Raw genomic sequence first — 21,494 nt, 5'->3', positions numbered from 1 at the left:
ATGGCACGCAACACCGGTTGTCCGGTGCACCCTAACAATCAAATTCAAGATCAGTCAGGAAGGTCATTTTGGCAAAGATCCTAGTCATTACCTCAGGCAAGGGGGGCGTTGGTAAAACCACTACCAGCGCTGCCATCGGTACCGGACTCGCTCTGCGTGGATACAAGACAGTCATCGTCGATTTCGACGTAGGTTTGCGTAACCTCGACCTGATCATGGGTTGCGAGCGTCGCGTAGTCTATGACTTCGTCAACCTGATCAACGGCGACTCGAACCTCAATCAGACGCTGATCAAGGACAAGCGCTCCGACAATCTGTACATCCTTCCTGCTTCCCAGACCCGGGACAAGGACGCACTGACCCAGGAAGGGGTGCAGGGTGTGCTCGACCAGCTCAAGGAAACCTTCGATTTCATCGTCTGCGATTCCCCTGCCGGCATCGAGAAAGGCGCCCACCTGGCGATGTACTTCGCCGATGAGGCCATTGTCGTGACCAACCCGGAAGTCTCTTCCGTGCGCGACTCCGACCGCATGCTCGGCCTGCTGTCGAGCAAGTCGCGCCGCTCCGAACAGGGCGAGAAGATCAAGGAACACTTGCTGCTGACCCGCTACAGCCCGGAGCGCGTCGAGAATGGCGAAATGCTTTCGGTCAGCGATGTCGAGGACATTCTGTCGATCCCGCTGTTGGGGGTGATTCCCGAATCCCAGGCCGTACTCAAGGCGTCCAACCAGGGTATCCCGGTGATCATGGATGACAAGAGCGATGCCGGGCAGGCCTACAGCGATGCCGTCGAACGTCTGCTTGGCAAGGAAGTGCCCCACCGCTTCCTCGAAGCCCAGAAGAAAGGGCTGCTCAAGCGCCTGTTCGGAGGATGAGATGAGTCTTTTTGATTACTTCAGCCGTAAGAAGAAGCAGGACTCCCCCGCCTCCATGGCCAAGGAGCGCCTGCAGATCATCGTTGCCCATGAGCGTGGCCAGCGCAGTCAACCCGATTACCTGCCGCAGCTGCAGCAGGAAATCATCGACGTGATCAGCAAGTACGTACCGATCGACCGTGATCAGGTGCATGTCGCTCTGGATAACCAGGATGACTGCTCGATCCTGGAACTCAACATCACCCTGCCCGAACGTTAACAGACAGGTGCCGCCGCCAGGCGGCACCGTGGTTACCCCATGCCCCTGACCCATATCGGTATCCTCCATGAGGATCCGGCTTTTCTGATCGTCAACAAACCTACCCTGCTGTTGTCCGTCCCCGGCCGCGCCGAAGATAACAAGGACTGCCTGATTACCCGCCTGCAGGAAAACGGCTACCCTGAAGCCCGCATCGTGCACCGACTGGACTGGGAAACCTCCGGTATCCTGGTGATTGCCCGCGACCCGGACAGCCACCGCGAACTGTCGCGTCAGTTCCAGGATCGCGAGACCGGCAAGACCTATATCGCCCTGTGCTGGGGCCAGCCCGAAGCGGACGCCGGGCACATCGACTTGCCTTTGCGCTATGATCCGCCCAACAAGCCACGGCACATCGTCGACCATGAGCAAGGCAAGCCGGCGCAGACCTTTTGGCGGGTACTGGAGCGCCATGCCGAGCATTGCCGGGTGGAACTGACGCCCATCACCGGTCGCTCGCACCAGCTGCGGGTGCACATGCTGAACATCGGCCATCCGCTGTTGGGCGATCGTTTGTACGCCCATGAGGCGGCACTGGCTGCCTGCCCGCGCCTGGCACTGCATGCGGCCCGCCTGGAAATAAATCATCCGCAGAGTGGCGAGCGCCTGACCTTCGATTGCCCTGCCCCATTCTGACGTACAGGAGTATCCATGACGCCCGATAATGCCAGTCAGTCCCTCGCGGACTTCATCCAGTCCTCTCCCACCCCTTTTCATGCCGCCCGCAGCCTGGCCGAGCGCCTGCAAGCTGCCGGTTATCAGGAACTGGATGAACGGGATGAATGGACGCTGGCCGACGGCGGGCGCTATTTCGTGCTGCGCAACCAGTCATCGCTGATCGCTTTCAGCCTGGGGCAGTCCAATGCCCTGCGCAACGGCATCAGAATGATCGGCGCACACACTGACAGCCCCTGTCTGCGGGTCAAGCCGCAGCCGGAGTTGACTCGCCACGGTTTGTGGCAATTGGGCGTAGAAGTCTATGGCGGTGCGCTGCTGGCGCCGTGGTTCGACCGTGACCTGTCGCTGGCCGGCCGGGTGACTTGCCGGGATAGTGGCGGCCAACTGCATAATCTGCTGCTCGACTTCCAGCGCCCCATCGCCGTCATCCCCAACCTGGCGATTCACCTGAACCGGGACGTCAACGGCGGTTTCGCGGTCAATGCGCAGACCGATCTGCCGCCGGTACTGGCCCATGGCATCGAACCCAATCGCGATCTGCGTGCCCTGCTCGCCAATGAACTGACCCAGCAATATCCCGAGCGGGAGCCATTGCAGGTGCTGGATTACGAGCTCAGCTTCTATGACGCCCAGCCCCCAGGGGTGATCGGGCTGGACGGCGACTTCCTGGCCGCTGCGCGCCTGGATAATCTATTGTCCTGTCACGCCGGCCTCGAAGCCCTGCTGGGCAGTGATGGCAAGCAGGCCTGCCTGCTGGTCTGCACTGACCATGAAGAGGTGGGCTCCAGTTCCGCCTGCGGTGCCGATGGGCCGTTCCTGGAAGATGTACTGGCACGGTTGCTGCCGGATGAAAGCGAGCGCATCCGCACTATCCAGCGCTCGGTACTGGTCTCGGCGGACAACGCCCACGCCATCCACCCCAATTACGCCGACCGCCACGATGGCAACCACGGCCCGCAACTCAACGCCGGGCCGGTGATCAAGATCAACAGCAACCAGCGCTACGCCACTACCAGCGAAACCGCTGCCCTGTTCCGCCACCTGTGCCAGCAGGTGGATGTTCCGGTGCAGAGCTTCGTGGTACGCAGCGACATGGGCTGTGGCAGCACCATCGGCCCGATCACCTCCAGCCGCCTCGGTGTGCGCACCGTGGATATCGGCGCACCGACCTTCGCCATGCATTCGATTCGTGAACTGGCGGGGGTCAGGGATGTGGCGTATTTGCAGAAGGTGCTGACCGCGTTTATGGGTTGCGAGCAGGTATAACATCCACTTTATTGCGCCTTTAATGCGGGAGGACCGAATTCCTCGACCCTCCCAACACCATGCCCCTCGGGAGCATGGCGTCTGGGTGCGGCGCTAGACTTGCCCGTTCACCAACACGATCTTGCCAACAATCTGATCCTTGGCCAGCTCGGCAAAGGCTTCCTCAGCCTGATCGAATGAGTAGGTCTTGGCCACCAACGGCTTCAATTGCCCCGTCTCGAACAACGGCCACAGACGCTCTTCCATCCGCGCCAGCAATCCGGCCTTGAAGTCGGCGCTGCGGGTACGCAGGGTCGAGCCGGTGAGCTGCAGGCGCTTGACCAGCACCTTGGCCAGATCCAGCTCAGCCTGGCGTCCACCCATCAGACCAATCATCACCCAGCGACCGTCCAGCGCCAGCAGATCGAGATGATCCGAGGCGTAATTGGCACCCACCGGGTCCAAGACCACATCAAACGGCCCATCCGCCTTGAGCCCGCTGATGCCTTCATGGCGCAGCACGCCGCCCTGGGCGCCCAGCGCCTTGCAGGTGTCCAGTTTTTCCTGGCTACCCAGGGTGACCCAGCAGGGATTGTCGAAGGCCTTGCATAACTGAATGGCGGCGGTGCCCACGCCACTGGCGCCGGCGTGGATCAGCACCTTCTCACCGGGTTGCGCCGCGCCCAACTCGAATACGTTCAACCAGGCGGTACTGAACACCTCGGGAATCGCGGCCGCATCTTCCCAGCCCATACCCTGGGGAACCGGCAGCAGATGCCGTCCGTCGATCACCACTTCATCGGCCATGCCACCACCGGCCAACAGGGCACAGACCCGGTCGCCCACGGACCAGCGGCTATCGCCACAGATCTCGACCACCTCACCGGCACATTCCAGGCCCAGAATGTCCGTAGCGCCGGGCGGCGGCGGATAGTTTCCGGCCTTCTGCAACAGGTCCGCGCGATTGATTCCCGCGGCCCGAATACGCACCCGAACCTGCCCCGGCGCCAGTGCTACAGCCGCCTCCGTACGCCAGCTCAGTACCCCGGCTTCAGCTTGCAATCCTCTCACGGTGCCCCCATAGTTATCAGTCGAATCGGTTTGAAAAGGGAACCCTAGGGCCCCTGTCGAGCACTAAAGCATATCCTCACCTCTCCGGACACGATACCTTTGATGACAGTTTCCAACATCTTGCGCAAATCCTGCCTGATTGCTCTGCTCAGCCTTGGCACCAGCGCTTTCGCCGCAGAAACAGCCGACAGCGCAATGCCGATATTCGATCTGGAGAGTCTGCAACCGACCCGCGAGCAGATGATTGCCAGCCTCAATACCGTTGAGCTGCTGCGCCGTCACCACTACAACCGCATCAGTCTGGACGACGCCCTGTCCAGCGAGATCTTCGACACTTATCTGCGCCAGCTCGACCCCCAGCGCAGCTTGTTCACCGCTGCCGACATCAGCACATTCGAAGAGTACCGCCACAAGCTCGACGATCTACTGCTGGCCGGTGATTTGAGCGTCGGTTTCGCCATGCATACCCGGCAGATCCAGCGCGCCGACCAGCGTATGGTCTACGCCCTGCAATTGCTGCGCGAAGGTATTGGCCAGCTGGATTTCAGCAGCGACCAGAACATCCTGATTGACCGCGAGAAGGCCGAATGGCCTGCTGATCAACAGGCACTCCATGTGCTCTGGCGGCAGCAGATCAAGGATGAAGTGCTGCGCCTGAAACTGGCCGGACGCGAGCAGGACTCCATTCAGGAGCTCCTGGAGAAGCGTTATCTCAATGCTCAGAAACGCCTGTACCAGACCCGCAGCGAGGACATCTTTCAGAACTACATCAATGCCCTGGCCCAGGTCTACGATCCGCATACCCAGTATCTGTCTCCGGACAATGCGGAAAATTTCGACATCAATATGAGCCTGTCGCTGGAAGGTATCGGTGCGGTCCTGCAGAGCGACAATGACCATACCAAGATCGTCCGCCTGGTGCCGGCCGGCCCTGCGGAGAAGAGCAAGCAGCTCGCCCCCGCCGACCGCATCATCGGTGTTGCCCAGGACCAGGGTGAAATGGTCGATGTGGTTGGTTGGCGCCTGGACGAGGTGGTCAAGCTGATCCGCGGTCCGAAAGGCTCCTCGGTACGCCTGGAAGTGATTCCCGCCAGCAACCCGCCCAGTGACATGACCAGCCGCGAAGTGGCCTTGGTGCGCGAGGCGGTAAAACTCGAAGATCAGGCCGCCAAGTCGTCGGTACTGGAGTTCAACGAACAGGGTAACGATTACCGCATCGGTGTGATCGAAGTCCCCGGTTTCTATATCGATTTCAAGGCCTACCGACGCGGCGACCCGGACTACCGCAGTACCACTCGCGATGTGCGCCATCTGCTCAGCGACCTGCAGGAACAGGAAGTCGACGGCATCGTGCTCGACCTGCGCAACAATGGTGGTGGCTCCCTGCAGGAAGCCACCGAGCTGACCGGCCTGTTCATCGATAAGGGGCCAACCGTACTGGTACGTGACAGCAAAGGCGACGTGCAGGTGCTGGACGACCCCGAAGCCGGTATCACCTACGGCGGGCCGATGGCAGTCATCGTCAACCGGCTGTCGGCTTCAGCGTCGGAGATCTTCGCCGGCGCCATGCAGGATTACGGGCGGGCGCTGGTGATTGGTGAACCGACCTTCGGCAAGGGTACGGTACAGTCGATCCAGCCGCTGAATCACGGCGAGCTGAAATTCACCCTGGCCAAGTTCTATCGGGTCTCCGGCCAGAGCACCCAGAATCGCGGCGTGGTGCCAGACATTACTTACCCGTCGCTGCTGGATACCGTGGAGATCGGCGAAAGCAGCCTGCCCCGCGCCCTGCCCTGGGACACCATTCCCGCAGCCCGTTACCAGGCCGACAGCCGGCTGGAACAGTTCATTCCGCTGCTGACCGACAAACACAAGGCACGGGCCGCCAATGACCCTGAGTTCGCTTATACGCTGGCGCGCATCGAGCTGAACCGCGCCATGCAGGAGCGCGAGTACCTGCCGCTGAACGAAGAGCGTCGCCGGACCGAACAGAAGGAGTTCGAGGACAAATTGCTGGCCATGGAAAACACCCGACGCAAGGCGCTGGGCGAAGAGCCTCTGGCTGCGCTGGACAAGGAAGATCCGCTGATGGACGGCACCGGTATTCCCTCGCCCATGGCCGAGGAAGAGAGCACCGATGAGAACGATCCCTTCCTGGCGGAAACCGGCCATATCCTGATTGATCTGCTGGAACTCAAACGACAGGTCGCCAGCGCCAGCTAAGGGAACGCGTTTATATTCCTGCCATCTCGCTGACTGGTCATTCAGTTGCCTTACCCGGCTCCCCGCCGGGCAAGGCAGCTGACATAGAGCCCCACCATATAGCTCCATCCCCAACCACGCGCAGCCTCTGCCCGAGCGCATGTTCATCTAGTTGAACGGGCAGCTCCAGGTAGAACTGAAAAGAAATGGGATGTGCCAAGGCAGCTCGGCGCAGCTAAGGATCTGCTTATTCGAGGTTACCCACAGTTACTGTGGATAAGTCTGTGAACAAGGCTTGAGCAAAGCGGGCAAATGCCCGGTTAGATGCGCCTCGACTCACTCTGGACGTTTTTTAACCAACCACAAAAACCTTGAAAAACAGGTACTTGCGGGAGCAGTTAAAGATGCTGGAAGGAGGCAAATTGTCGCTTGCCTGTTACCGCTGGAATGTGCATAACGGTAACACTCCGAGGCCCGCAATCTCTGTTCCGAGCCTCGGCAGGTGTTACCCTATGACTTACTCGTCGTCTTGCTGGATACCCAGCAGTTCCATTTCGAAAACCAGAATGGAGTTCGGCGGAATCACCGGGCTGGGGCTGCCGGGACCGTAGGCCAGATCGCTGGGAATGGTGACCTTCCACTTGTCGCCGACCCGCATCAGCTGCAGTGCCTCGACCCAACCCGGAATAACACCGCTGACCGGCAGATCGACCGGCTCGCCACGGCTGATGGAGCTGTCGAACACGGTACCATCGGTGAGCTTGCCTTCGTAGTGGACCGAGACCACATCGCTGGCCTGCGGCTGAGCACCGTCGGCTGCGCCGGATTCGATCACTTCATACTGCAGGCCCGACTCCGTGGTGATCACCCCTTCGCGCTTGGCATTCTCCGCCAGGAAGCTGGTGTTGGATTCGAGCTGCTCGGTACTCAGATTGGTGGCACGCTCTTCGGCTTGCGATTGCAACTCGGCGAAGGCAGCCATCAGTTCCTCCTCGCCGACCCGGGCTTCGGTCCCGGCCAGAGCATCTTCCATGCCCAGCGCGAGCGCCTGGGTGTCGATGTCCTCCAGACCATCCTGCAGCAGGCTCTGACCCATGTTCAGACCGATGCCATAGGACGCCTGCTGAATGGACGTGGTGAGTTCGGGTTCCTTTTCACTGCAACCCACCAAAGTGATAACGCTGAGTGCAACACTGGCTGCCAGCAGATTCCGCTTCATGCTTACCTCTTCGACTTGCCCACTCGGGGCGAAAATAAAGCAAGAAGCATAACAGCGCAGTCCTGGTCCGGCTACCGCCCAGATTGGGCTGTTTTTTTCATCCGCCCAAAGAAAACGGGGGCCGGAGCCCCCGCTTCAACACAACACCGCTCAGGTGCGCCGGCTCTGCTGGCCACCCTTGCGTCCTGCTTCCGCAGCACGTTGCGGATTGTTCTTGAAATTGCCACCGCTGGCTTGACCGCCCTTTCTGCCGGCTTCCGATGCACGTTGCGGATTTTCGGCAAAATTGCCTTTACCACCTTTACGTTGAGTCATGTGACTGGCCTCCAGTTAGGGTTATAAATACAGGTGCGCTGCACCTATGTCGTTGGAGGGCTCCCCGGCCCGTAGGTTCGCCTTATTTTCCAATCACCAGGCGGACGGTGTTCCCCCATCCGCATCGCCCCCTTTCTGCCAGCGACGAAACACGCGATCCCAACCGTCACAACTCCCGACCCATTTCCCGGTCCAACTTCTTACAACCCTGCCAGGCCACCATGGAGATACCCCATGTCCGACCCCGCTACGCCGCTGTCCACCGAGCTGTTCCTGCGTCGCTATGGCGAAACACTACTGGCCCGAGCCGCGCCGCTCTTTGAGCAAGCGGCGTTGAATGCCCGCCAGGCTGGCCTCGATGCCATGGTGCACACGGCGGGCAGCCCACCTGAACTCTGTCTGGAAGTGAGGACGACCGATCAGCCCTACGCCAGCCACTACCGCATTGAGGCCGATACCGCACGCCAATGCGTACATCACATGCTGTATTTCGTCGCCGATGGCACCACCCAGGCGCTCGACGGTGGACTCGATTCGATCAACGCCATGGTCATCGATACCCAACTGGCCAGCTTGTTCCGGGACGGCTTCGCGCTGACCCTGCCGGCAGTCTCCGCGCGCCATCCGGCAGGCTTCTGGTGAGGACTTCAACCCTGCGTCATAGCGGGGTTGCGCAGGTCATTGACATACCTGTCCAATGCCAGCAAGGCGTGACGGGCAGCCTGCTCGCGCACCGCGTTGCGTTCACCATCGAATTTGCAGGTTTCACTGAGCACACGCTGCTCGCCACCAATGATCATGGCGCAGGCGAAGCACACCACCCCATCCATCGGGCCTTCTGCCTCTGCCAGACCGGTGTTGGCCAGGGTGACGCCAGCACCGCAGCGCTGCAAGGCACCTAATGCCATCTCCCGCGCCACCTCTTCGCTGGTGAGTCCGAAGCGATCGATGGTTTCCAGACTCACACCCAGCATCTCGCGCTTGGCGCGCACGGCATAGACCACATAGCCGCACTCCATGACCGCCCCACTGCCGGGTATGTCCGCCACCAACGACGCCATCAGCCCGGCTGTACAGGACTCGGCTGTCGCCAGAATGAGGTTGTTGCCTTTGAGAAACTCCACTACCTGTTGCAGGTTCTGCATGGCTGGCTCCGGTCTGCTTCGGTCGTTTTACGATACGTATTTAGAGTCGACAACAGAGCGGTTCAGTTCCCCTTTCAGCCCCAGGATCAGCGGCAAAAAAAGTCTAAACTTCTGCAAAACCAACCGGTCACTATTTTGAGGGATGGATAACAAGTCTTCTGATCTGTTACGGCGGGGGTGCCGGCAAAAGCGTCTGTGTGAATAAGGAGTCCTGGAAAGCGCAGCTGGCCTGGCATAACGACACCGGATGACGGGAAGACCCTGTGGTCACGACAGACCACCCCTGCATCTCCGGGCTCGATTTCGGCGCAGCATGATCGTTTACCTCAGATATCCTTAACACACCAACGCTCTCCCAGAAATCAGTTAACGATTAGGAGGGTGTCATGGGAAATGCTGCAGCGGCGGTCATGCCGGATGAGCTATTCAAGAGCGCATCACGCGCATCAAAGGGGGTTCAATTACGCCCCACACCGCCTGCTGAAACCGGCCACAACATACTTTTCGTTACTTCCGAGATCACCGACCTCGTCAAGGTCGGCGGGTTGGGCGATGTGTCAGCTGCCCTGCCCCGCGCCCTGAACCAACATCATTCGGTACGGGTACTCATCCCGGGTTACCGGCAGGTCATCAATAGCGGGCGACCGCTGCGAGTAGTAGGCAAGTTGCCTGGCCATGCCGCCATTCCGCCCTGCCTGATTGGTCAGATGACCATGGATGACGGCCTCATCGTGCACGTGGTGATCTGCCAGGAACTCTATTACCGGGAAGGCAACCCTTATGGCGACGCCGACGGTATCGACTGGCCCGACAACCATATCCGCTTCGCCCGGCTGGCCCTGGCCGCCAGCAAGATCGCCGATGGTCTGGGTATACGCGACTGGCGTCCGGACCTGGTGCATGCCAATGACTGGCCATCCGGCCTGACACCCGCCTACATGGCCTGGCGCGGGCAGCAGACGCCCTGCATCTTCACCATTCACAACCTTGCCTATCAGGGCCTGTGCCCGGTCGAGTGCCGGGTCGAACTCGGCCTGCCGGAAGAAGCCTTGCGTACCGAGGGCATGGAATACTACGGCAAGCTGTCCTTCCTCAAGGCCGGCATCAACTATGCATCGCGGATCACTACCGTCAGCCGCACCTATGCTCACGAAATCACTTCCCCAGCCTTTGGTTGCGGGCTGGAGGGGCTGCTCAGGCGCAAGGCTGACGAAGGCCTGCTGACCGGTATCGTCAACGGCATCGATACCAGCTGGCAACCGAAGACCGACCCGCGCCTGATCCAGGGCTTTTCGCCCAACGACTGGGTGGGCAAGCAGGCCAATACCCGCTACGTGGAGCAATCCTTCGGCTTTGCCCGGGAAGACGGACCGCTGTTTGCCGTGGTGTCGCGGCTGGTCCACCAGAAAGGTGTCGACCTGACCATCGCCGCGGCCGAAACCATCGTCGCCCATGGCGGGCGCATCGCCATCATTGGCCAGGGCGAGCGCGAGCTGGAGCAGCGGGTACAGGCACTGGCCCAGCGACATCCTGGGCGGATCGGGGCAAACCTGAACTTCTGTGAAACCGAAGCCCGCCGCATCATCGCCGGCAGTGACTTTCTGCTCATGCCCTCACGCTATGAGCCCTGCGGTCTCAGCCAGATCTATGCCCAGTGTTACGGCTCGCTGCCCATTGCGCGCCGTACCGGTGGCCTGGCCGACACCATCGAAGATGGCGTGTCCGGTTTCCTGTTCCGCGAGCCCACCCTGGAGCATTACCTGCAGGCAATCCGCCGTGCGCTGAATGTGCACCGCCACCCGGTCCTGCTCAATGCCATGCGTTGCAAAGCCATGGCCGCGCCGCTCTACTGGCACCAGTCGGTGCGCCCTTACGACCGTCTCTATCGCAGACTGATTGAGCGTACCTATGATTCTTTTGCCTTGCCCGGCAGGAGATCACGCGCATGTTCGAAATAACCCGCCTGCACGGCGCCACCGTGCAAAGCGATGGCGCCACCTGCTTCTCGCTGTGGGCCCCCGATGCCGATACCGTCGCGGTCAAGCTTGGGGATGGCAGCGTGCATACGCTGCATCATCAGGCCAGCGGCTGGTACAGCGCCCGCGTCAATTGCGGGCCCGGCACTGCCTACCGTTTTCTGATCAATGGCCAGCTTTCGGTGCCGGACCCGGCGTCGCGCCATCAGCCCCAGGGCGTCGATGGCCCGAGTTGCGTGCTGGACCCGGACGCCTTCGCCTGGCAGATCAACGAGTGGCAAGGCCGCCCCTGGCATGAAACCGTCATCTATGAGCTGCATCCCGGGGCCTTCGGCGGGTTCGCCGGCATCCAGGCCAGACTCCCGGAGCTGCTCGACCTGGGCATCACCGCCATTGAGCTGATGCCAGTCAACGAGTGCCCCGGCAAGCAGAATTGGGGCTATGACGGCGTGTTTCCCTTTGCTCCGCAATCCAGCTGCGGTACACCGGATGATCTCCGACGGCTGATCGATGCCGCCCATGCCAGTGGTCTGATGGTGTTCATGGACGTGGTCTACAACCATTTCGGGCCGCACGGCAATTACCTGGGGAAATATGCCAGGAGCTTCTTCCGCGAGGATATCGACACGCCGTGGGGGCCGGCCATCGACTTTCGCAACAGCCAGGTTTGCGATTTCTTCTGTGAGAACGCGCTGATGTGGGTCCTCGATTACCGCGTCGACGGCCTGCGCTTGGACGCCGTGCATGCCATCAACGACATGGATTTTCTCACCAACCTGGCCCGCCGGGTGCGCAGCGCCGTGCCCCCGGAACGCCATGTGCATTTGATGCTGGAAAACGAGCATAACCAGGCCAGCCTGCTGACCGAGGGTTTCGATGCCCAGTGGAATGACGATGGCCACCATGCCCTGCATGTGCTGCTCACCGGCGAGAACGAGAGCTACTACCGGGACTTTGCCGATGACGCCACCATCAAGCTGGCACGCTGTCTGAAGGAAGGTTTCATCTACCAGGGTGAAACCACCCGTACTGGCAGCAGCCGAGGCGAACCCAGCGGGCATCTGCCCCCCACCGCCTTCATCCTGTTCCTGCAGAACCATGACCAGGTCGGCAATCGCGCCTTCGGCGAACGTCTCATTACCCTGGCCGATCACCGTGCGGTCAAGGCAGCGCTGGGACTGGTACTGCTGTGCCCAATGATCCCGCTGCTGTTCATGGGCGAGGAATGGGGCTGCGAGCAACCCTTTCTGTTTTTCACCGACCATGACGAAGAGCTGGGCAAGGCGGTACGCGAGGGGCGTCGCAACGAGTTCGCGGATTTTACCGCCTTCGCCGATGAGATGATCCGACAGCGCATTCCCGATCCCAACTCGCACAGCACCTATATCACCTCGGTGCCAGATCGCACCGGCGGCAACTCTACCCTGCAGGATGACTGGCTGGCCTATTACCGCAGCCTGCTGCGCCTGCGCCATGCGCACATCGTGCCACGCCTGCCCGGCACCCTGTCCGATGGCACTACCATTACCGGCGAAAAAGCCGTCTCCGCCTGCTGGCGGCTGGGCGACGGCAGCCGGTTACGCATCGACCTGAATCTGTCGGGCAGTTCGGTACCGGTGACCGCTCCGGATCCCGGCACCCGGATCATTCATGATTATCGCGCCAGCCTGTCCAAAGACCCGACCATATTGCCGGGTTACAGCTCAAGGGCGATTCTGGACCAAGCCACATGATCCCCGCGGCGTTACGTGAATTGGCCCGGGAAGCCGGAGTCAGCTGCGATTGGACCGACGCCCACGGCGAGCCCGCCAGCATTGGCGAGGCGCCTTTGCGCGCCGTGCTGGCTGCCCTTGGCCTGCCGGCGAAGGATTCCGACCAGATCAGCGCCAGTCTCAAACGCGCGAAACAACTCAGAAAGGAAGCGGACAACGGCCCACTGCTGTTCTGTGATGCCGAACAACCCATCGACCTGCAATGCCGCCTGACTGCGGGCAGCCGTTGCGAGCTCGTCATGGAGGACGGCCAGCGACAGAGCCTGCAGGTGGACGCACGCGGCTGCCTGCCAGCTCTACCCTGCGGCTATCACCAACTGCGCTGTGGCGAACGGCAATGGATTCTGGCTTGCACACCCCCGGCAGCCCTGTCGGTTCCCCAACTGACCGGCGACCGGAGGTACATCTGGGGCATTGCCGCCCAGGTATATTCCCTGCGCCGGCCAGATGATGGCGGGCTGGGCGATACCGCGGCCCTGGCTGAGCTGGCCGCAGTCGCCGCCGACAAGGGCGCCGATGCTCTGGCGATCAGCCCGCTACATGCCATGTTCAGTGCCCGCCCCGAACAATACAGTCCGTATTCTCCATCCAGCCGCTCCCTGTTCAACATCCTGCATGCCGCACCGGCTCAGGTACTCGGCAGCGAAGCTGTCGAACAGGCCATCGCCCGCCTTGGCCTGCAGGACGAACTGGATGAACTGGAGCAGCTGGAGCTGATCGACTGGCCAGCCGTGTCTACCCTGCGCCTGCGCTTGCTGCGCCAGCTGCATGCCGATTTTGCCAGCGCGCCCACCCGTTTGCAGGAGGACTTCAATGATTTCCGCCAGGCCGGTGGTCAGCGTCTCGAGTACCATTGCCGGCATGAAGCACTGCAACAACAAGCTCTGGAGCAAGGCCGCAGCAGCGACTGGCGAGCCTGGCCCGAGCCGCTGCGCGATCCCGCCTCGCCCCAGGTGGAAGCGTTTGCCCGGGAGCAGGCCGCAGAGCTGGAATTCCACGCTTTCAGCCAATGGCTGATCGATCGTTGCCTGGCGCAGGTACAGCGCCGCTGCCGTGAAGCCGGCATGGCCATCGGCCTGATTGCCGACATGGCTATTGGCGCCGATATCAGCGGCAGTTTCGGTTGGGCGCACCAGACGGAGCTGTTGAATCAGGTCAGCATCGGCGCGCCGCCGGACCTGCTCAATCGCGACGGCCAGAACTGGGGCGTGGCCGCGTTCTCTCCCCTCGGCCTGAAGCGCAGCGGCTACCGAGCCTTCATTGAAATGCTGCGGGCCAATCTGCAGCATGCCGGCGGCATGCGCATCGACCACATCATGGGGTTGCAGCGACTGTGGATCATCCCCGAGGGCGCTGACGCCCAGGACGGAGCCTATCTCAATTACCCCCTGGACGACTTCCTGCGCCTGCTGGCTCTGGAATCCTGGCGCCACCGCGCCCTGATCATCGGCGAAGACCTGGGCACGGTGCCCGAAGGGCTGCAGGATACCCTCGCCCGCCACCACATCCTCGGCATGCGGGTACTGCTGTTCGAACAACAGGACGGCGAGCTGCCCGCCCCGGAGCAATGGAGCAATGCTGCCCTGGCCACCACCACCACCCATGATCTGCCGACACTGGCCGGCTGGCAGTCGGGCCGTGACATCGCCTGGCGCGAACATGTTGGCCAGAGCAGCGCCGAGCAGGCCGAACAGGATCGCCGGCAGCGCACCGAGGAAGTCCATGTTTTGCATCAGGCCTTGCAGCGGGAGGGGCTGACCCAGGGTGGAAAAGACCCGCAGACGCAGCTGGATGCCAGCATCGGCTTCCTCGGATCCACGCCAGCCCCCCTGGTGCTGGTGCCCCTGGAAGACCTGCTCGGCGCCACCGAACAACCCAACCTGCCCGGCCCGGGCGATACCCACCCCAACTGGCGCCGGCGCTGGTCACAGAGCGCCGCGCAGATGCTTGACGCGCCGCAGGCCATACGCCGGCTAGAACGGCTGCACAACGCGCGCCTGAACCGTGAAAGGAAGAGCTTCGATGGTTGAACTGCGTGCCACCCTGCGCCTGCAATTTCATGCCGGCTTCACTCTGGATGATGCACTGGCGCTGGTCGATTACTTCTCCCGGCTGGGCATCAGCCATATCTATGCCTCCCCTCTGCTCACCGCTCGCCCCGGCTCGCTGCATGGCTACGACGTGATCGACCCGACCCAAGTCAATCCGGAGCTCGGTGGCGAAGACGCCCTGCGCCGCCTGGCCGATGCGCTGCACCAGCGCAGCATGGGGCTGATCATGGATATCGTGCCCAACCACATGGCCGTGGATAATGCCAACCCCTGGTGGCAGGACGTATTGCAATGGGGGGCGGCCAGCCCCTATGCCGGCTTCTTCGACATCACCTGGCGCTCCCAAGACCCGTTCATGCGCGACCGCCTGCTGCTGCCCATTCTGCGCAGCGACTATCTGGACGTACTCAAGGCCGGCGAGCTGCGCCTTACCTTCGATGCCACGTCCGGCAGCTTCTTCGTCACCCACTTCGATCACCGCCTGCCACTGGCCGTGGCCAGTTATGTGGATATCCTGACGCCGACCGGCAATGTCGCTCTGACCCGCATCGCCGATCGCTGCGCAGCACTGGAGGATGAGTTCTCGGCCCATGCCCTCGGCGCCCGGATATGCCACGAGTTGGCGGCCGCCGCCACCGGCGACACCCTGCAGGATATAGAGCACGCGCTGCGGCGCTTCGAACCCGATACCGCCGAAGGTTGCCTACACCTGCATCATCTGCTGGAAAGCCAGCACTACCGCCTGGCCAGCTGGCGCACCGCCAATGACGATATCAACTGGCGCCGGTTCTTCGATGTCAATGAACTGATCAGCCTGCGCGCCGAGCAACCCGCAGTGTTCGAGGCCACGCACCGCAAGATATTCGAACTGGTCGAGGCCGGGCTTATCGACGGCTTGCGCATTGACCATATCGACGGGCTGGCCAATCCGCGCACCTACTGCCGCCGTTTGCGCCGTCGCGTTGACCGGCTGGTGGGTGACCGCCAAGGGCATTTCCCCATCCACGTGGAGAAGATCCTGGCGGCGGGCGAGCAACTGCCGACGGACTGGATGGTGGATGGCACCACCGGCTACGATTTCATGAACCGGGTGTCACTCTTGCAGCATGACCCCAACGGCCAGGCCGACCTGGCGGAACTCTGGAGCAGCCTGACCGGCCGCAGCACCGATTTCACCGAAGAGATCCGCGACGCCCGGCGCCTGGTGTTGAGCAATTCCCTGGCGGCCGACTTTGAGACGCTCTGCCAGGCCCTGCTACGCCTGGCTCGCTGCAGCCTGGCCACCCGGGATATCACCTTGGGCGCCATCCGCCGCGCATTGCGCGCATTGATCGTGCATTATCCGGTCTACCGCACCTATACGAGTGTTTGCGGACGCTCCGGTCAGGACCGCCGGTTTCTCGATCAGGCATTGTTCGGTGCCCGGGCCGAACTGGGTAGCAATGACTGGGCAACTCTGGAGCAAATCAATCACTGGCTGGGGGGCGAACCGCTGCATGCCAGCCCGCCCGGGGCCAAACGCCGCTTCCAGCGCCGACTGCTGACCCGCTTTCACCAATTGACCTCTCCGGTGGCCGCCAAAGCGGTTGAGGATACCGCCTGCTACCGCTCGGCCATCCTGCTCTCACGCAATGATGTGGGCTTCGACCCGCAGCGTTTCAGTGCCGACCCGGACTGGTTCCATGCCCAGTGCATCGAACAGGCCGAACACTTCCCGCAAGGGCTGCTGGCCACCGCCACCCATGACCACAAGCGTGGCGAGGACGCCCGCGCCAGACTCGCGGTGGTCAGTGAGCACGCCCCCTGGTTTGGTATTCAGGTGCACTTCTGGCACAACCTGGCAGAGCCGCTGATTTCCGTGGTCGATGGCCAGCCGGCCCCCGCCCCGGCCGACGAGCTGATGCTCTACCAGACCCTGTTCAGCAGTTGGCCACTGAGCCTGAGCGCCGATGACGACAGCGGCTGCGCGGCCTTCGCCGAACGGGTGCTGGCCTGGCAGCGCAAGGCCCTGCGCGAAGCCAAGTTGCGCAGCAGCTGGACGGCGCCGAACAGCGCCTATGAAGATGCCTGCCATGGGTTTCTCCAGCGTCTGATGGGCAGCCGCGAGGCCATCGAACTGCGCCGGGCGCTGGCCCACGCCGTCGAGCTGACCGCCTGCAACGGGGCGCTGAACAGCCTCAGCCAATGCCTGCTGCGCATGACCACGCCAGGTGTACCCGACCTGTACCAGGGCTGCGAGCTCTGGGACTTCAGCCTGGTCGATCCGGATAACCGCCGGCCCGTCGACTACCCCTTCCGCGAACGCTGCCTGGCCGCCAACGACAGCCCCACGCAACTGCTGCAGGACTGGCGCGACGGACGAATCAAGCAATGGCTGATCGCCCGGGTACTGGACTGCCGACGCCGTTTGCCCGGCCTGTTTCGGCATGGCGCTTATCAGCCTCTCACCTTACATGGCCGCCATGCCGATCGGCTGATCGCCTTCCGCCGGCAGCATGGGGATCAACTGGCAATCTGCATCGTCCCACGCCTCGCCGCCCCCCTGCTTGGTGACAGTGACATACCTCTGATTCCGGCCCAACGCTGGGATGACACCCTGATCGACCTGCCTGCTACCTACCTGACCAGCGCCCTGACCGGAGAAACCGTCGCCAGCGGACCTGCCGTACCGCTGAGCGACCTGCTCGATGCCGTCCCGGTGAGCCTTCTTGTGAACACCCAACATGAGGAATCCACACCATGAGCAATGATGAACAGCGTATTCGCGAGTTGGCCTACCAGATCTGGGAAAGCGAGGGCAAACCCGAAGGCCAGACCGACCGTCACTGGGAAATGGCCTGCAAGTTGTTGCAGAGCGAACAGCAGGGTGAGCTACAGCCCAAACCAGCCAAGACCCGCAAGCCACGGAGCAAGGCGGCAGCGCAATTGCCGCCCGAGGATGAAACCCAACTGGAAAAACCCGCCCTGCTGGGCAAGCCTGCCAGCGCTAAAAAACCCGCCCGGACGCCCCGCCAGCCCGCAGCCGGCACCGGTAAAAGCAGCAAGACCGGCAAGACTTCACCAGGCCGAAGCAAAGAGTAGATCATCATGACCGCGAAAAAGCCGGGGCCGCAACAGCGACCCCAGATCCAGCAGAAATCCCGCGTCGCCGAGGGCCAGCCCTTTCCCCTGGGCGCCACCTGGGACGGCCTGGGTGTAAATTTCGCCCTGTTCTCGGCCCATGCCACCAAGGTCGAGCTTTGCCTCTTCGACAATGAAGGCAAGCGGGAGCTGGAGCGCATCGAGCTTCCGGAGTACACCAATGAGATCTGGCACGGCTATCTGCCCGATGCCCATCCCGGCATGGTCTATGGCTATCGGGTATACGGTCCCTACGAGCCGGATGCCGGGCATCGCTTCAATCCCAATAAACTGCTGATCGACCCCTATGCCAAACAGCTGGTGGGAGAACTCAAGTGGTCGGATCGGTTGTTCGGCTACACCCTCGGCTCCGCGGATGCGGATCTCAGCTTCGATGATCGCGACAGCGCCGCCCATATTCCCAAAGCCAGGGTGATCGACCCGGCCTTCACCTGGGGCCGGCATACCCATCGATATACGCCCTGGAACCAGACCATTATTTATGAAGCCCATGTACGGGGTATCAGCATGACCCATCCGGCGGTGCCTGAATCGGTCCGCGGCACGTTCGCCGGATTGATGCATCCGGAGCTGCTCAGGCATATCCGCTCGTTGGGAGTCACCAGTGTCGAACTGCTGCCGGTGCACGCTTTCGTCAATGACCAGCACCTGCTGGACAAGCAGTTGAGCAACTACTGGGGCTATAACAGTATCGCCTTCTTCGCCCCGCACCCGGCCTATCTGGCTACGGGCCATATCAACGAGTTCAAGGAAATGGTCGCCCACCTGCACGATGCCGGACTGGAGGTGATCATGGACGTGGTGTACAACCACACCGCCGAAGGCAATGAGCTGGGGCCGACGCTGTCCATGCGCGGCATCGACAATGCCACCTACTATCGGCTGATGCCGGACGAGAAACGCTACTACATCAATGATTCGGGTACCGGCAACACCCTGGACCTGGGCCACCCCTGCGTACTGCAGATGGTCACCGACTCCCTGCGGTACTGGGCCGAGGAAATGCAGGTGGATGGCTTCCGTTTCGACTTGGCGACCATTCTGGCGCGCCATGCCCATGGCTTCGACGAGCGTCACGGCTTCCTGGTGGCCTGCCGCCAGGACCCGGTACTGAGCCAGTGCAAACTGATCGCCGAACCCTGGGATTGCGGCCCGGGCGGTTATCAGGTGGGCGGGTTTCCGCCGGGCTGGGTGGAATGGAACGACCGTTTCCGCGATACCGCCCGGGCATTCTGGATGGGTGAGGAAGGTCAGATCGCCGAGTTGGCCAGCCGGCTCACCGCCTCCGGAGATTATTACAACCAACGTGGCCGACGCCCCTATGCGTCGGTCAATTTCATCACCGCCCACGACGGCTTCACCCTGCGCGACGTGGTCAGTTACGAGCAAAAACACAACGAAGCCAACGGCGAAGACAACCAGGACGGCAGCGACCACAACATTTCGCGTAATCACGGCTGCGAAGGTCCCACCGACGATGCCGAGATCAATGCACTGCGCATGCGCCAGATGCGCAATCTGCTCAGCACCCTGCTGCTGTCCCAGGGCACGCCGATGTTGCTGGCCGGCGACGAGTTCAGCCGAACCCAGCAGGGCAACAACAACGTCTACTGCCAGGACAATGAGCTGGGTTGGATCGACTGGAATATCGATGAGAATGGCGTCCAATTACTCGAATTCACCCGCCGCCTGATCGCCCTGCGCCGCGCCTATCCCACCCTGCGCCGCGGGCGCTTTCTGGTTGGCGAATACAACGAGGAACTCGGCGTCAAGGATGTCACCTGGCTCTGCCCCAGCGGTGATGAAATGACCGATGAGCAATGGCAGGACCCGCATGCGCGCGCCCTTGGCATGCTACTCGACGGGCGAGCGCAGCCCACCGGCATCCGCCGCAGCGGTGATGATGCCACCCTGCTGTTGCTGTTCAACGCGCACCATGACGTGGTCAATTTCTGCCTGCCCGAGGTGGCCGAGGGCAATTGCTGGCGCTGCCTGATCGACACCCACCGCCCGACGCTGCGCAAACGCGAGGTTCATGAGTTCAAAAGCGAGTTCTTGATGACCGGCCATTCGTTGCTGCTGTTCGTTCTGGAACGGGAGGACAGCGCCTGATCTGTTTTGCCGCTTCGCAGAAAGGCTGAACCAAGCCTGGGCCCGCCAGTCGGAAACTGTAGGCACTACAAAACGCAGCGACACGGGAGGACTGAGGATGAAAGCCGTCGTTTTTCATGATGTCGGTGACATACGCCTGGAAGAAGTGGCTGATCCGGTGCTGCATGAGCCAACCGATGCCATCATCCGCCTGACCGCCTCGGCCATCTGCGGTACCGATCTGCATTTTGTCCGCGGCAGCATCAGCGGCATGCGCAAGGGCACCATCCTCGGCCATGAAGGTGTGGGGGTGGTCGAAACCCTGGGCACCGATGTGCGCAATCTGCAGGTGGGCGATCGGGTGATCGTCGCCTCGACCATCGCCTGCGGCAACTGCTCCTACTGCCGCGCCGGTTACTACGCCCAGTGCGATACCGCCAATCCAAAGGGCCCCCAGGCCGGCACCGCCTTCTTTGGCGGGCCGGAACCCAGCGGCAGTTTCGATGGTCTGCAGGCTGAGAAAGCGCGTATTCCCCATGCCAATATCGGCCTGATCAAGATTCCCGAAGCCATTACCGATGACCAGGCAATTCTGCTGTCCGACGTCTTCCCTACCGGCTACTTCGGCGCCGAGATGGCAGAAATTACGCCCGGTGATACCGTCGCGGTATTCGGTTGCGGGCCGGTCGGCCAGTTTGCCATCGCCAGCGCCCTGCTGTTGGGCGCAGCGCGGGTGTTCGCCATTGATCATTTGCCGGACCGGCTCGATATGGCCCGTTGCCAGGGTGCCGAGGTCATCAACTTCGATATCGAAGACCCCGTCGCCACTCTGCAACGTCTGACCGGCGGTATCGGCGTGGACCGCGCCATCGATGCCGTAGGGGTGGACGCCGAACATTCCTGCCAGGATCATGATCTGCTGCAACGGGGGCGGTTCCGTCAGGAGATGGCCGAAAATGCCCCGCACACCAACCCCGACGGCGACAACTGGCATCCCGGCGATGCGCCGAGCCAGGCGCTGCAGTGGGCCGTGGCCGGTCTCGCCAAGGCTGGCACCCTGTCGGTGATCGGCCTCTATGCACCGCAATCACGCACCTTTCCCATCGGTCTGGCCGCCAGCCGTAACCTGACGGTCAACATGGGCAATTGCCATCACCGGCGTTACATTCCTCTCCTGTTGGAGCTGGTGCTCAGCGGCCGGGTCGATCCCACGCAGATTCTCACCCGCGTCGAGCCCATGGAAGACAGCATCGAGGCCTTCAAGGCGTTCGACCGGCGCGCCTGCGGCTGGGTCAAGGTCGCGCTGCAACCACAGGGCAGCCATGAAGAAGCGCAGCTGGACGAAGCGCTGGATGAGTCCTTCCCGGCCAGCGATCCACCTGCCATGGCTTCCCCGAAACCTTGAATGGCCTGTC

The 21,494-nt window shown here is 61.9% G+C and carries 17 protein-coding genes; 13 read left to right on the top strand and 4 right to left on the bottom strand.

Annotated elements, in window-relative coordinates; genetic code table 11:
- Positions 1–68 precede the first annotated feature (68 nt).
- The 4 genes from minD to QAO71_RS05480 are packed head-to-tail and all read left to right on the top strand — an operon-like array spanning position 69 to position 3,117.
- Positions 69–875, top strand: coding sequence for a septum site-determining protein MinD (gene minD / locus QAO71_RS05495; protein WP_036990553.1), 807 nt, complete (start codon positions 69–71; stop codon positions 873–875).
- 1 nt (position 876) lies between these two features.
- Entirely contained in the window at positions 877–1,134 is a 258-nt protein-coding gene (gene minE, locus QAO71_RS05490) for a cell division topological specificity factor MinE (RefSeq protein WP_036990554.1), read from the top strand.
- 39 nt (positions 1,135–1,173) lie between these two features.
- Positions 1,174–1,809 carry a pseudouridine synthase gene (locus QAO71_RS05485; protein ID WP_280165464.1) on the top strand — a complete coding sequence of 212 codons (636 nt, stop codon included), beginning with the start codon at positions 1,174–1,176 and terminating at the stop codon, positions 1,807–1,809.
- A gap of 15 nt (positions 1,810–1,824) precedes the next feature.
- On the top strand, positions 1,825–3,117 hold the full coding sequence (locus QAO71_RS05480) for a M18 family aminopeptidase (RefSeq protein ID WP_280165463.1): 1,293 nt from the start codon (positions 1,825–1,827) through the stop codon (positions 3,115–3,117).
- Between the two features lie 93 nt (positions 3,118–3,210).
- Here the strand turns inward: QAO71_RS05480 and QAO71_RS05475 are convergent, their stop codons facing one another.
- On the bottom strand, positions 3,211–4,158 hold the full coding sequence (locus QAO71_RS05475) for an NAD(P)H-quinone oxidoreductase (protein ID WP_280165661.1): 948 nt from the start codon (positions 4,156–4,158) through the stop codon (positions 3,211–3,213).
- Positions 4,159–4,269: 111 nt separating this feature from the next.
- Here QAO71_RS05475 and QAO71_RS05470 point away from each other — a divergent pair, with 111 nt between their 5' ends.
- Positions 4,270–6,390 (top strand): carboxy terminal-processing peptidase, encoded by a 2,121-nt coding sequence (locus QAO71_RS05470; protein ID WP_036990558.1) that lies wholly within the window; start codon positions 4,270–4,272, stop codon positions 6,388–6,390.
- A 496-nt stretch (positions 6,391–6,886) separates the two neighbouring features.
- Here QAO71_RS05470 and QAO71_RS05465 read toward each other — a convergent pair whose 3' ends face one another.
- The gene (locus tag QAO71_RS05465; RefSeq protein ID WP_136869311.1) at positions 6,887–7,588 is read right to left on the bottom strand and encodes an FKBP-type peptidyl-prolyl cis-trans isomerase; all 702 of its coding nucleotides are present in this window, start codon (positions 7,586–7,588) and stop codon (positions 6,887–6,889) included.
- Between the two features lie 150 nt (positions 7,589–7,738).
- The gene (locus QAO71_RS05460) at positions 7,739–7,903 is read right to left on the bottom strand and encodes a general stress protein (protein WP_036990560.1); all 165 of its coding nucleotides are present in this window, start codon (positions 7,901–7,903) and stop codon (positions 7,739–7,741) included.
- Positions 7,904–8,137: 234 nt separating this feature from the next.
- Between QAO71_RS05460 and QAO71_RS05455 the strand changes: the two genes are divergently transcribed.
- A complete protein-coding gene (locus tag QAO71_RS05455) occupies positions 8,138–8,545 on the top strand; it encodes a hypothetical protein (RefSeq protein WP_280165462.1) in 408 nt (135 codons plus the stop codon).
- Between the two features lie 5 nt (positions 8,546–8,550).
- On the opposite strand, the gene QAO71_RS05450 is transcribed toward QAO71_RS05455, so the two are convergent.
- Complete coding sequence (locus QAO71_RS05450; protein WP_280165461.1) at positions 8,551–9,048, bottom strand: CinA family protein; 498 nt, start codon at positions 9,046–9,048, stop codon at positions 8,551–8,553.
- A gap of 386 nt (positions 9,049–9,434) precedes the next feature.
- Between QAO71_RS05450 and glgA the strand changes: the two genes are divergently transcribed.
- The 7 genes from glgA to QAO71_RS05415 all read left to right on the top strand — a co-directional run bounded on the left by glgA (position 9,435) and on the right by QAO71_RS05415 (position 21,484).
- On the top strand, positions 9,435–11,006 hold the full coding sequence (gene glgA / locus QAO71_RS05445) for a glycogen synthase GlgA (protein ID WP_280165460.1): 1,572 nt from the start codon (positions 9,435–9,437) through the stop codon (positions 11,004–11,006).
- Complete coding sequence (gene treZ, locus QAO71_RS05440; RefSeq protein WP_136869308.1) at positions 10,994–12,757, top strand: malto-oligosyltrehalose trehalohydrolase; 1,764 nt, start codon at positions 10,994–10,996, stop codon at positions 12,755–12,757. The genes glgA and treZ overlap by 13 nt, the downstream gene beginning before the upstream one ends.
- Complete coding sequence (gene malQ / locus QAO71_RS05435; RefSeq protein WP_280165459.1) at positions 12,754–14,826, top strand: 4-alpha-glucanotransferase; 2,073 nt, start codon at positions 12,754–12,756, stop codon at positions 14,824–14,826. Before treZ ends, malQ begins: the two co-directional genes overlap by 4 nt.
- Positions 14,819–17,590: a malto-oligosyltrehalose synthase gene (gene treY / locus QAO71_RS05430; RefSeq protein ID WP_280165458.1), complete on the top strand. Its 2,772-nt coding sequence runs from the start codon at positions 14,819–14,821 to the stop codon at positions 17,588–17,590. Before malQ ends, treY begins: the two co-directional genes overlap by 8 nt.
- On the top strand, positions 17,587–17,928 hold the full coding sequence (locus QAO71_RS05425) for a DUF2934 domain-containing protein (RefSeq protein WP_280165457.1): 342 nt from the start codon (positions 17,587–17,589) through the stop codon (positions 17,926–17,928). The genes treY and QAO71_RS05425 overlap by 4 nt, the downstream gene beginning before the upstream one ends.
- 6 nt (positions 17,929–17,934) lie before the next feature.
- A complete protein-coding gene (gene glgX / locus QAO71_RS05420; protein ID WP_036990567.1) occupies positions 17,935–20,100 on the top strand; it encodes a glycogen debranching protein GlgX in 2,166 nt (721 codons plus the stop codon).
- 97 nt (positions 20,101–20,197) lie between these two features.
- The gene (locus QAO71_RS05415) at positions 20,198–21,484 is read left to right on the top strand and encodes a zinc-dependent alcohol dehydrogenase (RefSeq protein WP_280165456.1); all 1,287 of its coding nucleotides are present in this window, start codon (positions 20,198–20,200) and stop codon (positions 21,482–21,484) included.
- Positions 21,485–21,494 lie beyond the last annotated feature (10 nt).

The organism is Halopseudomonas sp. SMJS2, from assembly GCF_029866945.1.
Taxonomy (GTDB): Bacteria; Pseudomonadota; Gammaproteobacteria; order Pseudomonadales; family Pseudomonadaceae; genus Halopseudomonas; species Halopseudomonas bauzanensis.
Note: the sequence above shows the minus strand (reverse complement) of the source record. Positions and strands in the feature narration are given on the sequence as shown.